This is a genomic window from Amycolatopsis sp. NBC_00355 (assembly GCF_036104975.1).
Lineage (GTDB): Bacteria > Actinomycetota > Actinomycetes > Mycobacteriales > Pseudonocardiaceae > Amycolatopsis.
Genome location: NZ_CP107982.1, coordinates 5,276,531 through 5,292,356, shown reverse-complemented (window position 1 = coordinate 5,292,356; position 15,826 = coordinate 5,276,531). Strand labels below are relative to the sequence as shown.

Below are 15,826 nucleotides of genomic sequence, written 5' to 3'. Positions count from 1 at the left end.
ACCGCCGCGGCGGGGCTCAGAGCGCCTTGTACTGGACGTACGACGCCTGCTGGAACGTGTTCTCGCCGGCCGGCGACGGGAGGCCGAGGCGCCGGTCGACGAGCTTGCCGAGCGGGCCGCAGCCCTGCGTGGCCGGAAGGGCCAGGTCCGGGTCGATGACGCCGAGGTGGGCCGTCATCGGGTTCTGGGAGATCACGGTGGGCGGGATCGCCGGGTCGTCGTGGACGACCGTGTGCAACGGCTCGGCCGCGGTGCCGATGCTGCAGTCCTTGCCCAGCAACGGGTTCCGCACCACGGCGTAGACGTCGAGCTCGCCGCGGCGCTCCTCGTCGCTCAGGAAGTCCGAGAAACCGCCGTAGCGCAACTGGATCGTCGTGCCGGGCAGGCCGGGGACGCGCGCCGGTGCGTGCCGCAGGGCGCCGAACGCCTGGGCGTACTGGCCGTTGATCCGGCCTTCGCTGAAGGTCAGCCGCAGTTCCCCGAGCGGGATCTCGTGGCCGTCGATGGTCAGTTTTCCTTGGGAGACAAAGGCTTCACAGCGCCACGTGCCGGGGTCGGCGTTGGCGGGCGGGGCCGGGCAGTTGGTGAAGTCGAACGTCGGCAGCTCGTCGGCGCGTGCCGGCGAGGCGAACGCGAGGGTGGACCCCAGTGCGGCCACGGCGACCCCGGCCGCGGCCAGTGCGAGAAGTTTCATGGGAGTCAGCCTGGCGAGGACGGCCGCGCGGGACATCCGGGATCGCCCCCAGGGGAAGACCCGAAATTTCGCTCGACCGGGTGAAACCGAGTCCATTTAGTTAACACCGTTCACTCGATCCGTCACGATCGTGATCATGTCCCCCTTCACCCGCCGCCGCTTCCTCGGCCTCTCCGCACTGAGTTCCGCCGCCGCACTCGGGCTGACCACCGTCTCGACCCGGACCGCGAGCGCCGCGCCGCTGCCGGAGTACGTCCCGGCCGTGGTCATCGGCACCGGCTACGGCGCCGCCGTGACGGCGTTGCGGCTCGGCGAGGCCGGGGTCCCGACCCTGATGCTCGAGATGGGCCGCCTGTGGACGACGCCGGGCGCGGACGGCAAGGTCTTCTGCCCGATGCTCACCCCGGACGAACGGTCGATGTGGTTCAAGGACCGCACCGAGGCGCCGCTCGCGTCGTTCCTCTGGCTCGACCTCGCCAACCGCGACATCAAGCGCTACGCCGGTGTGCTCGACCGTGTGAACCACGGTGACATGGCCGTCTACCTCGGCCGTGGTGTGGGCGGCGGCTCGCTGGTCAACGGCGCGATGGCGGTGACGCCGAAGCGGTCCTACTTCGAGGAGATCCTGCCGCGGGTCGATGCCGAAGATATGTACGGCAAGTACTTCCCGCGGGCCCGGGCCGGCCTCGGGGTCAACGTCGTCGACCCGCGGTGGTTCGAGACGTGCAGGTCCTACCAGTACGCCCGCGTCTCGCGGAAAGCCGCGCGCAAGGCCGGGTTCGGCACGGTGTTCGTGCCCAGCGTCTACGACATGGACTACCTGCGCCGCGAAGAGGCGGGCACGGTCGCGCGCTCGGCCGACGCGTCCGAAGTCATCTACGGCAACAACCACGGGAAGCGCTCGCTCGACAAGTCCTACCTCGCCGCCGCGCTCGGCACCGGCCACGTGACGATCCAGACCCTGCACGAAGTCCGCGAGATCATCCAGCAGGCCGACGGCGCGTACACGCTGGTCGTACGCGAGAGCGACGAGCACGGCACGGTCCTCGCGACCAAGCACGTCACCACGAAGCACCTGTTCCTCGGCGCGGGCAGCCTCGGCTCGACCGAGCTGCTGGTGCGCGCCCGCGACACCGGGCGGCTCCCGGCGCTCGACGAGCGCGTCGGGCAGGGCTGGGGCACCAACGGCAACGTCATGCTCGGGCGCGCCAACCACCTCTGGGACACCACCGGCAGCCTGCAGTCCGGCATGCCCGCGCTCGGCATCGACAACTGGGCCGACCCGGTGCACCCGGCCTTCGCCGAGATCGCGCCGGTACCGGCCGGCATCGAGACCTGGGTGAGCCTCTACCTGGCGATCACCAAGAACCCCGAGCGCGGCCACTTCACCTACGACGCCGCGAGCGACTCGGCGAAGCTGCACTGGACGGCGTCGCAGGGGCAGCCGTCGATCGACGCCGCGAAAGCGCTGTTCGACAAGATCAACCGGGCGAACAAGACGATCTACCGCTACGACCTCTTCGGCGACACGCGCCCGTTCGAGAACCGCTTCACCTACCACCCGCTCGGCGGGGTGGTGCTGGGCGAGGCGACCGACGACTACGGCCGCGTGAAGGGCTACCGGAACCTGTACGTCACCGACGGCTCGCTGATCCCGGGCAGCACGGGCGTCAACCCGTTCGTGACGATCACGGCGCTCGCCGAGCGCAACATCGAGCGTGTCCTCGCCGAAGACGTCAAGGGCTGAGCTTCGCCAGCGAGTCGGTGAAATCGCTGCCGACGCCGTCGAAGAACGACGCGTCGGCGGCCTCGACGTCCTTCAGTGCCTTCGCGACCAGTTCCAGGCCCGGCGCGGTGATCTGGAGCCGCTTCGCGCGGGCGTCGGCCGGGTCGTCCGCACGCTCCATGAGCCCCCGCTCGGCGAGCTTGCGGACGACCTGGCTGGTCATCATCGTGTCGGTACCGGCCTGTTCGGCCAGCTGCCGCTGGGTCGGCGCCTCGCCCGAGCGGGTGAGCCACCACGTGGCGGTCAGCAGCACGAACTGGACGTGCGTGAGGTCGTGCGGGGCCAGCGCGGCCCGCATCGCCCGCTGCCAGGCCAGCGTCACGCGCCACAGCAGGAAGCCGGGGCTGCGTTCGGGGCCGGGCAGGCGGGACTCCGGGGCGGTCATACCCGCAAGCTTGTCTCAGCGAGCTCGGCCAACGCGCGCATGGCGTCCGGAGTGTCTTCGGTGACCTGCGGCCCCAGTTCCGGCGGCCCGTCGACGGTGACGCGGTAGGTGATCTCCGTGCCGCCCTCGACCTCGGTCAGGACGTGCTCGAACCGCAGCAGCGCGTCCGGCAGCCGCGTCTCGTCGGTGAAGCTCCGGCCGGCGGTGACCTCGGTCAGGGTGAACGGGATGGGCGGCAGGCCGTCCATGGTCATCGTGCCGCTGGTGCCGACGGCGAACGCGCCGTCGAGGACCACCGACCGGACGCCCGCGTCCCACTCCGGCCAGCGGGCGGTGTCCGCCCAGAGCGGCCAGATCGCGGCGGCGGGAGCGGTGGACGTCTCGGTGTGCGCGTACTCGTAAAGTGCCATGCGAGCAGACTATATGCGCGCTTACTAAATTCGCAAGGGGACCACCGGTCCCGGTCCGGGTGGCGGTCAGTCGTTCGAGCGCAGCTTGTCGTAGTAGGCGACGCAGTCGTCGTACGCCGGGAGCAGGCCGCGGTCCTTCGCCTCGGCCAGTGTCGGCGCGGTGCGGTCCTTCCCGGACAGGATGTGCGTGATGTCCGAGGGCCAGGGCAGGTTCAGCGCCGGGTCGAGCGGGTTGATCCCGTGCTCGCCCGTCGGGTTGTACGGCTCCGAGCAGAGGTAGGCCATCGCCGTGTCGTCCTCGAGCGCGATGAAGCCGTGGCCGAGGCCCTCGGCGAGGTACGCGGCGTTGAACGAGTCGGCGTCGAGGCGGACGGCGTCCCACTCGCCGAACGTCGGCGAGCCGACGCGCACGTCGACGACGACGTCGAGCAGCGAGCCGCGGGCGCAGTAGACGTACTTCGCCTGGCCGGGCGGGGTGTCGGCGAAGTGGACACCGCGGATCGAGCCGCGCTTGGAGACGCTGTGGTTGGACTGGCCGAGCCGCAGGCGGTGGCCGACGGCGGCGCGGAAGACGTCTTCCTGGAAGGGGGCGGTGAACAGGCCCCGGTCGTCGGGGAACGCCCGGGGGGTGAACTCGAAGGCGTCCGGGACGCTCAGCCGGCGGAATTGCATGGCGTCACCATATCGGGCGCCAAGAAAACCGGACGGACGTCTTGGGAATTGGGGAAAACCGGCGAATGTGTGACCTCAGCCGCACCGAGGGGTCACCGGCGGCACCGCTCCTGTCACAATGACGGGACCGCCGCGTCCGCGGCCATCGCCACACCCACGGCACCGATGGCCGCATGGACGCTTCGCCGACAGGCCGGCGCTACCGCGCTGGGCTGCCGTGCCGGAGGAGAAGCCCAGGTAAGAGGGCGTGCCTTCGCCTGCTGCCTGGTCCCCCCGCTCGCAGGCCCAGGAGAATTCCAGTGACCCACGTTCGAACCGCGAGTTCCGTCATTCCTACTGAGGGAAACACGGAAACGACGACAGGAAACCCCATGAACGACCCCACCGGCACTGTTGCGCCGGTCACCGACGACGAGATCTTCACCGGGCACGAGGGCGGCAAGCTCTCGGTGGCGGCCACCCGCCCGATTTCCAGCCCGCGTGACCTTTCGATCGCCTACACCCCCGGTGTGGCGAAGGTGAGCCGCGCGATCGCGGAGGACGCCGCCAAGGCCAAGCGGTACACGTGGGCGGACCGGCTGGTCGTGGTGGTGAGCGACGGGACCGCGGTGCTCGGCCTCGGCGACATCGGCGCCAGCGCGTCGCTGCCGGTCATGGAGGGCAAGTCCGTGCTCTTCAAGACCTTCGGCGGCCTCGACTCGATCCCGCTGGTGCTGGACACCACCGACGTCGACGAAATCGTCGAGACCCTGGTGCGGCTGCGCCCGTCGTACGGCGCGGTCAACCTGGAGGACGTCTCCGCGCCGCGCTGCTTCGAGCTGGAGGACAAGCTCAAGGAGGCGCTCGACTGCCCGGTCATGCACGACGACCAGCACGGCACGGCGATCGTCACGCTGGCCGCGCTGCGCGGCGCGAACCTGGTGCTGGACCGGGCGATCGCCGACCAGCGCGTGGTCATCTCCGGCGCCGGCGCGGCGGGCGTGGCCTGCGCGCGGATCCTGCAGGGGGCCGGCATCGGCGACGTCACCGTGCTCGACTCGCGCGGCATCATCCACACCGGCCGCGACGGCCTGAACCCGGTCAAGGCGCAGCTGGCCTCGACGACCAACAAGGCCGGCCTGTCCGGTGGCCTCGCCGAGGCGCTCGAAGGCGCGGACGTCTTCCTGGGCCTGTCCGGCGCGACGATCGACGAGACGCTGCTGGGCCGGATGGCGGGCGGCGGCATCGTGTTCGCACTGTCCAATCCGGACCCGGAGGTGCACCCGGAGGTCGCGGCGCGCTACGCGTCGATCGTGGCCACCGGGCGCAGCGACTTCCCGAACCAGATCAACAACGTGCTGGCGTTCCCCGGCGTCTTCCGCGGCGCGCTGGACTCCGGCGCCCGGGCGATCACGGAGAACATGAAGCTGGCGGCCGCCGAGGCGATCGTCTCGGTCGCGATGGACGACCTGGGCCCGGACCGCATCGTCCCGAGCCCGCTCGACCCGCGCGTGGCCCCCGAGGTCGCGGCCGCGGTGGCGAAGGCCGCGGAAGCGGACGGCGTCACCGCCTGACAGTCCCTGTCAAAAGCGGCACTTTCACGTGAAAGTGCCGCTTTTGGCGCGTTCAGAGACCCAGCAGAGCCGGCAAGCGGTGGCGGGGGACATCCACCAGGCGCAGGTCCTGCAGGTCCGGGGGGACGTCGAGGGAGACGTTCGCCAGGCGGGCGTGGGCGCGGGTCAGCACCTCCGACTGGTGCTCCACCGCGTCCGCGACGACCACCGCGTGGCGGTTGTCCGGCGTGCTCCGCAGGTACCGCAGCGTGTATTTGCCGGCGACTAGGGCCGCAAGGGCCGTCTGGGACGCCTGGTCCGCCAGGTCCGGGTGCGCGTTCGGCAGCAGCAACGCGAGCCGCCGGGCGTTCGTGCCCAGCAGCGTGCGCAGCAGCCACGGGCCGGGGTCGGCCGAGAGGTCCATCGCGATCGCGTCGCCCTCGGGCCCGGAGATCGACCAGTCCACCGGGCGCGACTCGAACGAGAGCCCGCTCGCGACGGCGATCTCCTTCAGCTTCTCCAGCAGCGCCGGTTTTGTCCCGGCCGCCTCGACCGACTGCGGCCCGTGTGTGTAGATCGCCTTGCCACTGCGGACTTTCTTGGCCTTCGCCGTCGGCTGGCAGACGTACAGGTCCGCCGCGCTGCCGATCGCCTGCGCGCCGAAGTAGCTGTTGAAGCCCGGCAGGATCGCCTCGAACGTCAGCCCGAGCGTGGCCAGCGAGCGCTGCACCTGCGCGCCCAGCGCCGGGTGCCGCGGGCTGTAGCCGTAGGCGAACAGCAGCCGCCCCTCGCTCGGCTCCCGCAGCGCCTGCACCCCGCGCGCGGCGAACAGGCCCATGCCCTCCGGCGTGTATGGCGGGTCACTGAACACCAGGTCGGCGCGCCCGGTCACGGCGGGCGGCAGGCCGACGCGCAGGTCCGCGTGCGCGGTCTTGATCTCCCCGGCGGCGCGGTCGTCCAGGTAGGCGAGCACCCGCTCGTCGAGGTCGACGACGGTCAGATCCGCCGCCGGGCAGACCGCCCGCACCGCCAGCGACGTCAGGTCGTGGTCGCCGAGGAACAGCAGCCGCGCGGATGCCAGGTCGTAACGCGCGTCCAGCCACAGGGCGCGGCGCAGCACCGTCTCCGGCGTGGCCTGGACGTGGTCGAGCGCGGCCAGCGGCGCCGGCACCTCGGCCACCCACTCGGCGACCTTCGGCAGCAACTCGTGCGTGGCCACGGCTTCGTCGAGCGGGTCGGCGTAGCGGGGGACGCTGTAGCGCAGGTACGACGCGGCGACGCCGGGGGACAGGCGCAGCCGGTCGCCGCTGCGGTCGAGGTCGTCGCCCAGCGCCGCGAGGACGTCCTCCACGCTGCGCCGCGGCGCCGTGCTCAGCCGGACCAGCTCACCGAGGTCGTGGTCGCCGGTGCGCAGCAGGTCGATGACGCGGTACAACGGGCGGACGCCGACGCCGTGCGCGGCGAGGACGTCGTCGAGTGCCTTCACGGGCCACGAGCTTAGGCGCCCGCTCTCCACCTGCCGGAACAGCGTGCCAACCACCGCCGACTCGGCTACGGTCGATTGGACCTGACACGGGGAGTGGGCAAGTGACGATCGAATTCCGCGACGTGACCAAGCAGTATCCCGATGGGACGGTCGCCGTCGACAAGCTGAACCTGACGGTCGAGGACGGCACGATCACCGTGTTCGTCGGCCCGTCCGGCTGCGGCAAGACGACGTCGCTGCGGATGATCAACCGGATGATCGAGCCCACCGGCGGCCAGGTGCTGCTGGACGGCAAGGACGTCGCCGAAGGCGACCCGGCCCTGCTGCGCCGGGGCATCGGCTACGTCATCCAGCACGCCGGGCTCTTTCCACATAGGACGGTCCTGGACAACATCGCCACCGTGCCCCTGCTGTCCGGCTGGGACAAGGCGAAGGCACGCAAGCGGGCGGCCGAGCTGCTGGAGACCATCGGCCTGCCGGTCGAGGTCGGCAAGCGGTACCCGGCCCAGCTTTCCGGCGGCCAGCAGCAGCGTGTCGGCGTCGCCCGCGCGCTCGCCGCGGACTCGCCGGTGCTGCTGATGGACGAGCCGTTCTCCGCGGTCGACCCGGTGGTGCGCGAAGGCCTGCAGGACGAGCTGCTGCGGCTGCAGTCGCAGCTGGGCAAGACGATCGTGTTCGTCACGCACGACATCGACGAGGCCGTCCGGCTCGGCGACAAGGTCGCGGTCATGCGCGTCGGCGGCAAGCTCGCCCAGTACGGCACCCCCGCCGACGTGCTGCGCCACCCGGTGGACGACTTCGTCGCGTCGTTCGTCGGCCGTGACCGCGGCTACCGCGGCCTGTCGTTCCTCTCCGCCGACGGCGTCGAGATCAAGGACCTCGAGCTGGTCGAGATCGGCTCTCCGGTCTCCGCGAGCGACGGCTGGCGACTCGTCGTCAACGCCGACAAGCAGCCGCGCGGCTGGCTGCCGCCGAACTCCACAGTGGACGGCGCACTGTCCGAAGACGACCTCGTCGCCGGCGGTTCACTGTGGATCCGCGGCACCCCGATCCGCGGCGCGCTCGACGCCGCGCTGTCGTCGCCCGCCAGCCTCGGCGTGGTCGTCGACGACGACCACCGCGTGCTCGGCGGGGTGCTCGCTCGTCAAGTGCTCGATGTGATCGAGGCGACCCCGCAGGCGTCATGAACTTCTTCGACGAGCTCGGGCGGTACCTGGGCAGCGGCAACAACCGCGAGCAGATCCTCGGCGACCTCGGTGACCACGTCTACCTCGCGCTGCTGCCGCTGGTCATCGGCGTCGTGCTGGCGATCGCGGCCGGCTGGCTCGGGCACCGCTGGGCGCCCGCGCGGTCGGTGCTCATGGTGCTGGCCAACCTGCTCTACACGATCCCGTCGCTCGCGCTGTTCGTCGTCATCCCCGGCTTGATCGGGTCGAAGATCCTGGACAGCATCAACGTCGTCGTCGCGCTGACGATCTACACCACGGCGCTGCTGGTGCGCCCGGTGCTCGACGCGCTGGACGCGGTGCCGCCGTCGGTGATCGCCGCGGCCACCGCCGTCGGCTACAAGCCCGTACGCAAGTTCTTCGCCGTCGAGCTGCCGCTGTCGGTCCCGGTGCTCGCGGCCGGCGTGCGGGTGGCGTCGGTGAGCAACATCAGCCTGGTGAGCGTGGGAGCGCTGATCGGCACCGGCGGCCTCGGTGTGCTGTTCACCGACGGCTTCCAGCGCGAGTACTTCTCGCCGATCGTCGTCGGCATCGTGCTGACCCTGGTGCTGGCCCTGGTCGTCGACCTGCTGCTCGTCGGCCTGCGGAACCTGCTGACACCCTGGGAACGCGCCGGGAACACGGGGGTGGCCGTCGCATGATCACCGATCTCTTCCACTGGTTCGGCGACCCGGCCCACTGGTCCGGCCCGGACGGCATCCCGCAGCGGTTGCTGGAGCACCTCGGTTACACGGTGCTGGCGCTGGTGATCGCCCTGGTGATCGCCGTCCCGTTGGGACTGTTCGTCGGCCACACCGGACGCGGCGGCGTCGCGCTGGTGAGTGCCGGCAACGCGATCCGCGCGCTGCCTACGCTGGGTCTCGTCACGTTCCTGTTCCTGCTCTTCACCGAGAGCGTCACCGCGACGATCATCGGCCTGGTCGTGCTGGCCGTGCCGCCGATCCTGGCCGGCACGTACGCCGGGCTGCAGGCGACCGACCACGGCGTCGTCGACGCCGCCCAGGGCATCGGGATGACCGGCTGGCAACGGCTCTGGAAGGTCGAGGTGCCGATCTCCCTGCCGCTGGTGCTGGGTGGCATCCGCAACGCCGTGCTGCAGCTCGTGGCGACCGCCGCCGTGGCCGCGTACGTCGGACTCGGTGGCCTGGGCCGGTTCCTGCTCGACGGACTGGCCATTTTGGACTACTCCGAGGTGATCGCCGGCGCGCTGTTGACCACACTGCTGGCGATCGTGCTCGACGTCCTGTTCGCGCTGCTGAACCGCGCGCTGGTCCCCAAGGGGGTCCGGCTGGCGACGGCGGCGGCGACCGGCAAGAAGGTGACGGCATGAAACGGCTGGCCGGTCTGATCGCCGTCGCGGTCTTGGTCGCGGGCTGCGGCAACCCGCTCGCCGGTGGTGGTGAGGGCGGCTCGAACGGCGACATCATCATCGGCGCGTCCGACGTCGGGGAAAGCCTGCTGCTGGCCCAGATCTACGCCGGGGCGCTGAAGAACGCGGGCGCGGAGAACGTCACCGTGCGGCCGCCGGTGGGCAGCCGCGAGGTCGTCGTCAAGGCGCTGCAGGACAAGTCGCTGTCGGTCGTGCCGGACTACAGCGGGAACCTGTTGCGGTACTTCGACAAGGACACCCAGGCGACCACCCCGCAGGACGTCTACACGCAGCTGAAGCAGAAGGTGCCGGCCGGGTTCGAGGTGCTGGACCAGGCGCCCGCCGAAGACAAGGACCTGCTGGTCGTCGGGCCGCAGCTGGCGTCTTCCGGCGTGAAGACGTTCTCCGACCTGGGAAAGCGCTGCGGCGAACTCGTGTTCGGCGGGCCGGGCCAGTGGAGCAGCCGCTGGAAGGACAAGATCAAGGCGCTCTACGGCTGCGAGTTCAAGGAGATCCGGACCACCGACACCGGCGGCCCGGTGACGGTGGCGGCGCTCAAGTCCGGCGACGTCCAGGTGGCGGACCTGTTCAGCACGTCGTCCACCATCAAGGCGAACGGCTTCGTCCCGCTCACCGACGACAAGAACATGTTCCCGGCGCAGAACATCGTGCCGCTCATCGCGAAGGGGACGCTGTCGGAGCAGGAAGCCGCGGCGCTGAACCGGGTGTCGGCGGCGCTGACCACCGACCAGCTCACCCAGCTGAACGTGGAGTTCACCGAGGAGAAGCGCAACCCCCTCGACATCGCCGAGGACTTCCTGGCCCGCAACAACCTCAAGACCTAGCCATCGCCGCCTCGCGGACGTCGTGGAGGTGGATGAGCAGGTCGTAGGACCGCGCGAGCGCGATGTCCGCCGGGTCGACGGGGAACGCCGTCCCGATGTCGTACGTCGGCCGGGCGACGTCCAGCCACGCGCGGGCCGCGGCCGGCGCGGACCGCATGTCGAGGTAGTAGTCCTGGTAGCGGACCTGGTCGAGGGTGTCCTCGTTCGATCCGGGCCCGGCGGCGCCGACGGTGAACTTCTGCCAGGTACCGGCTTCGTCCTGCGACAGGAACGAGCCGCGGTCGAAGGTGAAGCCCGTGGCGACGTAGTTCGCGCCCAGCGTGTCGTGCAGGAACGAGCCCTGTGTCTTGGGGTACCGCCCGGGATCGCCGGAGACGTAGCCGACGTGGCCGTTGTGCGCGGACAGCAGGATCTTGGCGCCGGTGTGCCGCTGCCACCAGACGACGTTCTGCGCCATCACCTCGTCGCGGAAGCGCTGGGACGTCGCCACCGAGGCCGGATCGGCGAGGTCGATCGTGAGGAACTTCGCGGTCTGCGCGATGGACCTGGCGTCCTGCGCCACCCAGTCGTCGCCGAAGCTCTGCACCAGATCGACGGCCTCCTGGGCCTGGGCCGCGAGCCGCTGCCGCTCCACGAGCGGCTTGGCGAGGTAGGCGAAGACGTCGTCGATCGGGCGCAGGCCGGTGTAGAGCTCGTTCAGCCGGGCCAGTGACTCGGGGTGGGTCCGCTGGACGTAGCCGGTCACCCGGCCGAAGAACTCGTCGTCCACCGTCGGGGCACTGAGGTCGTCGCCGAGGAAGTGGACGGGCCGGGCGGGGTGGTGGACGTTGTAGTCGCGCATCCACTCGACGAGGTGGACGAACTCCTCGCGGTCCCACGGCGAGCCGGCGAGGGCGGCCTTGGTGATGGTGCGCGCGTCACCGTTTCCGGTCTGGAGGAACTCGTCGATCCGGAGGCCGGCGGACCAGCTCATTTCGAGGGCGAAGGTGGTGAAGCCCTTCTCCTCGACGAGGTAGCGGAAGAGCCGTTCCTTCATGGCGAAGAACTCGTGGGAGCCGTGGGTCGCTTCGCCGAGGCCGGTCACCTGGGCGTCGCCGATCATCGCGCCGAGGGCCCGCAGGTCGGCGGTGTCGCAGCCGGGTTCGGTGGTGCGCAACGGATGCGCCGCCTGCGTCAGCGCGCGGACGGGGTCCGGCTGGGCCGCGTCGGCGGTCGCGGGGGCGAGGAGCGTGACGATGGCCGCGGCGGCGAGGACGGCTGTGGTTTTCTTGGTCATGACACGGATCCTGGCCGGGTCCGGGGCTCGTCACCCTGGGGCGGGCCGCCGACTTCGGGGTAGCGCAGGCACTACCCCACGGTCAGTGGTCGAGGGCCAGCCGGACGCCGAGGCCGATGAAGATGCCGCCGGTGGCGACTTCGAGGCGTTGCCGGGCCTTGCGCTTGCGGCGCAGCCAGCCACCGATGCGGCCGGCGAGGACACCGACGGCGCCGTCGACGAGGAACTCGAACACGATCATGATCGCGCCGAGGATCGCGAACTGCAGCCCGACGCGCCCGAGAGCGGGGTCGACGAACTGGGGGAGGAACGCGATGGTGAAGGTGACCATCTTCGGGTTCAGGAGGTTGGTCAGCAGTCCCGAGAGGTAGGCGCGTTCGGTGCCGGGGGCGGTGTCGTCGGGGATGGCCTTGCGCTTGCGGATGGCCTGGACGCCGAGGTGGATGAGGTAAGCGGCGCCGACGACCCGCACGACGGTGAAGGCCACGGGCACGGCGGCGAACAAGGCGGCGAGCCCGGCCGCCGCGACGGCGACGTGGATCGCCTCACTGGTGGCGACCCCGGCGGTGGCGAGCAGCCCGGCCCGCGGCCCACCGCGCATGCCGCAGCCGAGGACGAACAGCATGTCCGGCCCCGGCACGACCATCGCGATTATGGTGGTGGCGATGAAGGCCGGCAAGAGGTGCGGGTCGACGGGCATGACCCGATCCTCACACGCGGCCCGCGCCCGGCGAACCCCTTTTCCGCGGAGCTCGGCCCCCAAAGCAGCCCCCGCCCTCTCCGGGGGACCGGCCCCGCTTCCAGCGTATCGGGGGTGTCCGACGGAATGTCGGAAACCGCCTCGGCCCGGCCTGGTTGTCCACAGTGCCGCCGGGCTGTGGACAACCGGGGTCGTCAGGCGCGCAAGGCGGCCGCCACCTGGCCCGCGGCCTCGATGCCCTCCTCCGGGGGCTCCTCCGGCAACGGCAGCAGCACCACCGAGCCGCTCCCGGCTTCGTGCAGCGCGCGGACCCGCGCCACGCACGACGGCAGATCGCCGCACACGGCCAGTTGCTCTATCCACTCCGGACGCAGGCCCGCCGCCAGTTCGTCCACTGTGGACGTCGAGTCCACCAGGGCCAGCAGCTCGTCGGCGAACGGCAGGCCTTCCACCTGCACCCGTGCTCCCGGCGTGAGCGACTCCGCCACCGTCAGCCGGGCTCGCTCGGGGTCGCCCAGGGCCAGCCAGTTGTACGTCACCACCGTGTGGTTCGCCGGGGCGCCCGCCACCGAACGCCCGGGTGCGATGGCCGCCAGGGCCGAGCGGACGTACTCCGGCGGGGACGGCTCGGCGAGGATCGTGCCGTCCGCCGTGGCGCCCGCGATCGCCAGGGACTTCGGGCGGCGCACGCCCGCCACCAGCGGCGGCGGCGAGGCCGGCGGGAACACCAGCTCCACCTCCTCCAGCGAGACGTGCCGGCCGGACACCGAGACGCGGTCGCCCGCCAGCAGGCGCCGGACCGCGGCGAGCGTCTCCTCCAGCGCCGCCAGCGGGGACGCCGGGTACGCGCCGATCTGCTTCATCCACGACGGGACGCCGTGGCCGAAGCCCGCGATCAGCCGGCCCGGGTGCAGCTCCGCCAGCGCCGCGAGCTCCATCGCCGCGATCGCCGGGTTGCGCGCCACCACCGGCATGACGCCGATGCCGACCTTGATCGTCGACGTCGTCGCCAGGGCCGTGGCGACCGTCGCGATCCCGGCCGCCCAGAAGCAGTCCTCGACCAGCCACAGCTCGTCGAGCCCGGCCGCCTCGGCCTGCTGCGCCAGCTCGCGCAGCCGGGACGGCGGCTGCTCGCGGTTGATCCGGACACCGACCGACGAACGGGGTGCGTACATGCGTGCGGGCTCCTTGTTCAGATCCGGGAAAAGGCCGGCGCGTACTCGAACGCGCCTTGCTGCGTTGCGTTGTACTCCGCGAGCGGGCGGGCCTGGAAGTGCTCGGCCCACCCCGGCTCCGGCGGCGTGACGCCGAGCGTCGAGGCCAGCACGAACCCGAAGCGCGCGTAGTACACCGGCGAGCCGAGCAGGACGACGAGGCCGTAGCCCAGGGCGTCGGCCGCGCCGAGGACTGTGTGCACCAGCGCCGAGCCGACGCCGGTCCGGTGGTGCGCGGGCAGCACCCCGAGCGGGCCGAGGCCGACCGAGACGCCGGTGTCGTCGCCGAGCCGCGCCGGGCTGCAGCAGACGTGCCCGACGACCTCGCCGTCGCGGACCGCGACGAACGACAGCGCGCCGATCAGGTCGCCGTCGGCGCGCAGGTCGTCGACGAGCGGGGCTTCGACGGGAGTCACGCCCGGCTCGCGGCGGAAGGCTTCCGAGTGCACGACGTGCACGGCGGTCCGGTCGTCGGGGGTTTCGCGGCGGATGAGCATGGCCGTCAGCATGCCCGGAGACGGGCGTCGCGGCGAAGCCGTTTTCCGGGCCGACTTTGGTAGGGGACCGTTCGAGTGGTTCAAAACCGGACAAACAGGTCGATCTTCCTATCTCGACCGGGGTCGACCTACAGTTCGAGCACCTTCACCCCTGCCCAGAAGGGACAGATCCGTGCGGAGCTCTCGGGGAATCTTCAGCAGAATCGGTGTGGTGGCGGCGGTCTCGGCGTTGACCGTCCTCGGCGGCAACGCCGTCGCGACCGCTAGGGAAGGCACGATCGCCGGCGCCGGCAGCGCCGACGCCGTCAAGGACAGCTACATCGTCGTCCTCAAGGGCGGCACGGCCCAGAGCGTCACCGGCCGGCACGGCGGCACCGTCGAGCGGACGTTCTCCGCCGCCTTGCGCGGCTTCACCGCCACGATGTCCGAGACGCAGGCGAAGCGCGTCGCGGCCGATCCCGATGTGTCCATTGTGGAGCAGAACCGGGTCGTGCGGGCCAGCGCCGACCAGCTGAACCCGCCGTCGTGGGGTCTGGACCGGGTCGACCAGCGGAACCTGCCGCTGGACCAGAAGTACAGCTACAGCACCACCGCGGCGAACGTGCACGCGTACGTCATCGACACGGGCATCAACCTGACGCACAGCACCTTCGGCGGGCGCGCGACGTCGGGTTACGACTTCGTCGACAACGACAGCGACGCCACCGACTGCCAGGGCCACGGCACGCACGTCGCCGGCACCATCGGCGGCTCGCAGTACGGCCTGGCCAAGGAGGTCAAGCTGGTCGGCGTGCGGGTGCTGAACTGCAGCGGCTCCGGCACGACCGCGGGCGTGATCTCCGGCGTCGACTGGGTGACGGCCAACGCGATCAAACCCGCCGTGGCCAACATGAGCCTCGGCGGCGGCGCGTCGAGCACCCTGGACGCCGCCGTGCAGCGCTCGATCGCCTCGGGTGTCACCTACGGCCTCGCCGCCGGCAACGACAACGGCGCCAACGCGTGCAACGGCTCCCCGGGCCGCGTCGCGACGGGCATCACGGTCGGCGCGACGACGTCCACCGACGCCCGCGCCAGCTACTCGAACATCGGCACCTGCCTCGACATCTTCGCGCCGGGCAGCGGCATCACGTCGTCGTGGATCGGCAGCACCACCGCCACGAACACGATCAGCGGCACGTCGATGGCGACCCCGCACGTAGTCGGCGCGGCGGCGCTGTACCTGGCCGCCAACCCGGGCGCGACGCCGCAGCAGGTCCGCGACGCGCTCGTCGCGAACGGCACCACCGGCAAGGTGACCGGCCCGGGCACGGGCTCGCCGAACGTCCTGCTCTACACGGGCACCGGCACGACCCCGCCGCCGACCTGCGGCACCGTCACCAACGGCACCGACGTCGCCATCCCCGACCGCGGTGCGGCGGTGACCAGCAGCGTGAGCGTCTCGGGCTGCGCGCGCAACGCGTCGGCGACCACGGCGGTGGAGGTCCACATCGTCCACACCTACGTCGGCGACCTGGTGATCGACCTGGTCGCGCCGGACGGTTCGGCGTACCGGCTGAAGAATTCCGGCAGTGACTCGTCCGACGACATCAACACGACCTACAGCGCGAACGTCGCCGGCGAGGCCGCGAACGGCACCTGGACGTTGCGCGTCCAGGACGTCGCCTCGGCCGACACCGGGCGCATCGACACCTGGTCGCTGACCGTCTGAAAATCACCCGGCTGCCGGTCCCGACC

16 protein-coding genes are annotated in these 15,826 nt (G+C 71.1%); 7 read left to right on the top strand and 9 right to left on the bottom strand.

All coding sequences use genetic code 11. The features are described 5' to 3' along the window. Positions 1-16: 16 nt before the first annotated feature. Entirely contained in the window at positions 17-694 is a 678-nt protein-coding gene (locus OHS18_RS23480; RefSeq protein ID WP_328612429.1) for a hypothetical protein, read from the bottom strand. A gap of 136 nt (positions 695-830) precedes the next feature. On the opposite strand from OHS18_RS23480, the gene OHS18_RS23475 reads away from it, so the two are divergent. After that, complete coding sequence (locus OHS18_RS23475) at positions 831-2,441, top strand: GMC oxidoreductase (protein WP_328612428.1); 1,611 nt, start codon at positions 831-833, stop codon at positions 2,439-2,441. Here the strand turns inward: OHS18_RS23475 and OHS18_RS23470 are convergent. From OHS18_RS23470 to OHS18_RS23460, 3 genes are all read right to left on the bottom strand, one after another. After that, entirely contained in the window at positions 2,431-2,865 is a 435-nt protein-coding gene (locus tag OHS18_RS23470) for a MarR family winged helix-turn-helix transcriptional regulator (RefSeq protein WP_328612427.1), read from the bottom strand. The two genes, OHS18_RS23475 and OHS18_RS23470, sit on opposite strands and share 11 nt — an antisense overlap. Continuing rightward, positions 2,862-3,275, bottom strand: a complete 414-nt coding sequence (locus OHS18_RS23465; RefSeq protein WP_328449261.1) for an SRPBCC family protein — start codon at positions 3,273-3,275, stop codon at positions 2,862-2,864. Before OHS18_RS23465 ends, OHS18_RS23470 begins: the two co-directional genes overlap by 4 nt. A gap of 66 nt (positions 3,276-3,341) precedes the next feature. Further along, positions 3,342-3,947, bottom strand: coding sequence for a dTDP-4-dehydrorhamnose 3,5-epimerase family protein (locus OHS18_RS23460; RefSeq protein WP_328449263.1), 606 nt, complete (start codon positions 3,945-3,947; stop codon positions 3,342-3,344). A 371-nt stretch (positions 3,948-4,318) separates the two neighbouring features. Between OHS18_RS23460 and OHS18_RS23455 the strand changes: the two genes are divergently transcribed. After that, positions 4,319-5,500, top strand: a complete 1,182-nt coding sequence (locus OHS18_RS23455) for an NAD(P)-dependent malic enzyme (RefSeq protein WP_328449265.1) — start codon at positions 4,319-4,321, stop codon at positions 5,498-5,500. Between the two features lie 52 nt (positions 5,501-5,552). Here OHS18_RS23455 and OHS18_RS23450 read toward each other — a convergent pair whose 3' ends face one another. Then, entirely contained in the window at positions 5,553-6,965 is a 1,413-nt protein-coding gene (locus OHS18_RS23450; protein ID WP_328449267.1) for a bis-aminopropyl spermidine synthase family protein, read from the bottom strand. A 101-nt stretch (positions 6,966-7,066) separates the two neighbouring features. On the opposite strand from OHS18_RS23450, the gene OHS18_RS23445 reads away from it, so the two are divergent. Genes OHS18_RS23445 through OHS18_RS23430 form a run of 4 tightly spaced genes read left to right on the top strand, consistent with a single transcriptional unit; the run spans position 7,067 to position 10,405 of the window. Continuing rightward, a complete protein-coding gene (locus OHS18_RS23445) occupies positions 7,067-8,152 on the top strand; it encodes an ABC transporter ATP-binding protein (RefSeq protein ID WP_328449268.1) in 1,086 nt (361 codons plus the stop codon). Continuing rightward, the gene (locus tag OHS18_RS23440; RefSeq protein WP_328612426.1) at positions 8,149-8,832 is read left to right on the top strand and encodes an ABC transporter permease; all 684 of its coding nucleotides are present in this window, start codon (positions 8,149-8,151) and stop codon (positions 8,830-8,832) included. Before OHS18_RS23445 ends, OHS18_RS23440 begins: the two co-directional genes overlap by 4 nt. Beyond that, on the top strand, positions 8,829-9,521 hold the full coding sequence (locus tag OHS18_RS23435) for an ABC transporter permease (protein ID WP_328612425.1): 693 nt from the start codon (positions 8,829-8,831) through the stop codon (positions 9,519-9,521). Before OHS18_RS23440 ends, OHS18_RS23435 begins: the two co-directional genes overlap by 4 nt. Then, entirely contained in the window at positions 9,518-10,405 is an 888-nt protein-coding gene (locus OHS18_RS23430; protein WP_328612424.1) for an ABC transporter substrate-binding protein, read from the top strand. The genes OHS18_RS23435 and OHS18_RS23430 overlap by 4 nt, the downstream gene beginning before the upstream one ends. Here OHS18_RS23430 and OHS18_RS23425 read toward each other — a convergent pair. The 4 genes from OHS18_RS23425 to OHS18_RS23410 form a co-directional block, all read right to left on the bottom strand. After that, positions 10,395-11,681: an erythromycin esterase family protein gene (locus OHS18_RS23425; protein ID WP_328612423.1), complete on the bottom strand. Its 1,287-nt coding sequence runs from the start codon at positions 11,679-11,681 to the stop codon at positions 10,395-10,397. The two genes, OHS18_RS23430 and OHS18_RS23425, sit on opposite strands and share 11 nt — an antisense overlap. Before the next feature lie 82 nt (positions 11,682-11,763). Next, entirely contained in the window at positions 11,764-12,327 is a 564-nt protein-coding gene (locus OHS18_RS23420) for a LysE family translocator (protein ID WP_328612422.1), read from the bottom strand. Between the two features lie 248 nt (positions 12,328-12,575). Then, positions 12,576-13,556 (bottom strand): LLM class flavin-dependent oxidoreductase, encoded by a 981-nt coding sequence (locus OHS18_RS23415; RefSeq protein WP_328612421.1) that lies wholly within the window; start codon positions 13,554-13,556, stop codon positions 12,576-12,578. 17 nt (positions 13,557-13,573) lie between these two features. After that, positions 13,574-14,092, bottom strand: coding sequence for a GNAT family N-acetyltransferase (locus tag OHS18_RS23410; protein ID WP_328612420.1), 519 nt, complete (start codon positions 14,090-14,092; stop codon positions 13,574-13,576). Between the two features lie 202 nt (positions 14,093-14,294). On the opposite strand from OHS18_RS23410, the gene OHS18_RS23405 reads away from it, so the two are divergent. Then, positions 14,295-15,800 (top strand): S8 family serine peptidase, encoded by a 1,506-nt coding sequence (locus OHS18_RS23405; RefSeq protein ID WP_442875424.1) that lies wholly within the window; start codon positions 14,295-14,297, stop codon positions 15,798-15,800. The last annotated feature ends 26 nt before the right edge of the window (positions 15,801-15,826 follow it).

Coding starts and splice junctions, on each gene's coding strand:
- OHS18_RS23410 (WP_328612420.1), bottom strand. CDS start 14,092: ATGCTCATCCGCCGCGAAACCCCCGACGACCGGACCGCCGTGCACGTC.
- OHS18_RS23455 (WP_328449265.1), top strand. CDS start 4,319: ATGAACGACCCCACCGGCACTGTTGCGCCGGTCACCGACGACGAGATC.
- OHS18_RS23415 (WP_328612421.1), bottom strand. CDS start 13,556: ATGTACGCACCCCGTTCGTCGGTCGGTGTCCGGATCAACCGCGAGCAG.
- OHS18_RS23475 (WP_328612428.1), top strand. CDS start 831: ATGTCCCCCTTCACCCGCCGCCGCTTCCTCGGCCTCTCCGCACTGAGT.
- OHS18_RS23420 (WP_328612422.1), bottom strand. CDS start 12,327: ATGGTCGTGCCGGGGCCGGACATGCTGTTCGTCCTCGGCTGCGGCATG.
- OHS18_RS23480 (WP_328612429.1), bottom strand. CDS start 694: ATGAAACTTCTCGCACTGGCCGCGGCCGGGGTCGCCGTGGCCGCACTG.
- OHS18_RS23425 (WP_328612423.1), bottom strand. CDS start 11,681: ATGACCAAGAAAACCACAGCCGTCCTCGCCGCCGCGGCCATCGTCACG.
- OHS18_RS23470 (WP_328612427.1), bottom strand. CDS start 2,865: ATGACCGCCCCGGAGTCCCGCCTGCCCGGCCCCGAACGCAGCCCCGGC.
- OHS18_RS23460 (WP_328449263.1), bottom strand. CDS start 3,947: ATGCAATTCCGCCGGCTGAGCGTCCCGGACGCCTTCGAGTTCACCCCC.
- OHS18_RS23440 (WP_328612426.1), top strand. CDS start 8,149: ATGAACTTCTTCGACGAGCTCGGGCGGTACCTGGGCAGCGGCAACAAC.
- OHS18_RS23465 (WP_328449261.1), bottom strand. CDS start 3,275: ATGGCACTTTACGAGTACGCGCACACCGAGACGTCCACCGCTCCCGCC.
- OHS18_RS23430 (WP_328612424.1), top strand. CDS start 9,518: ATGAAACGGCTGGCCGGTCTGATCGCCGTCGCGGTCTTGGTCGCGGGC.
- OHS18_RS23435 (WP_328612425.1), top strand. CDS start 8,829: ATGATCACCGATCTCTTCCACTGGTTCGGCGACCCGGCCCACTGGTCC.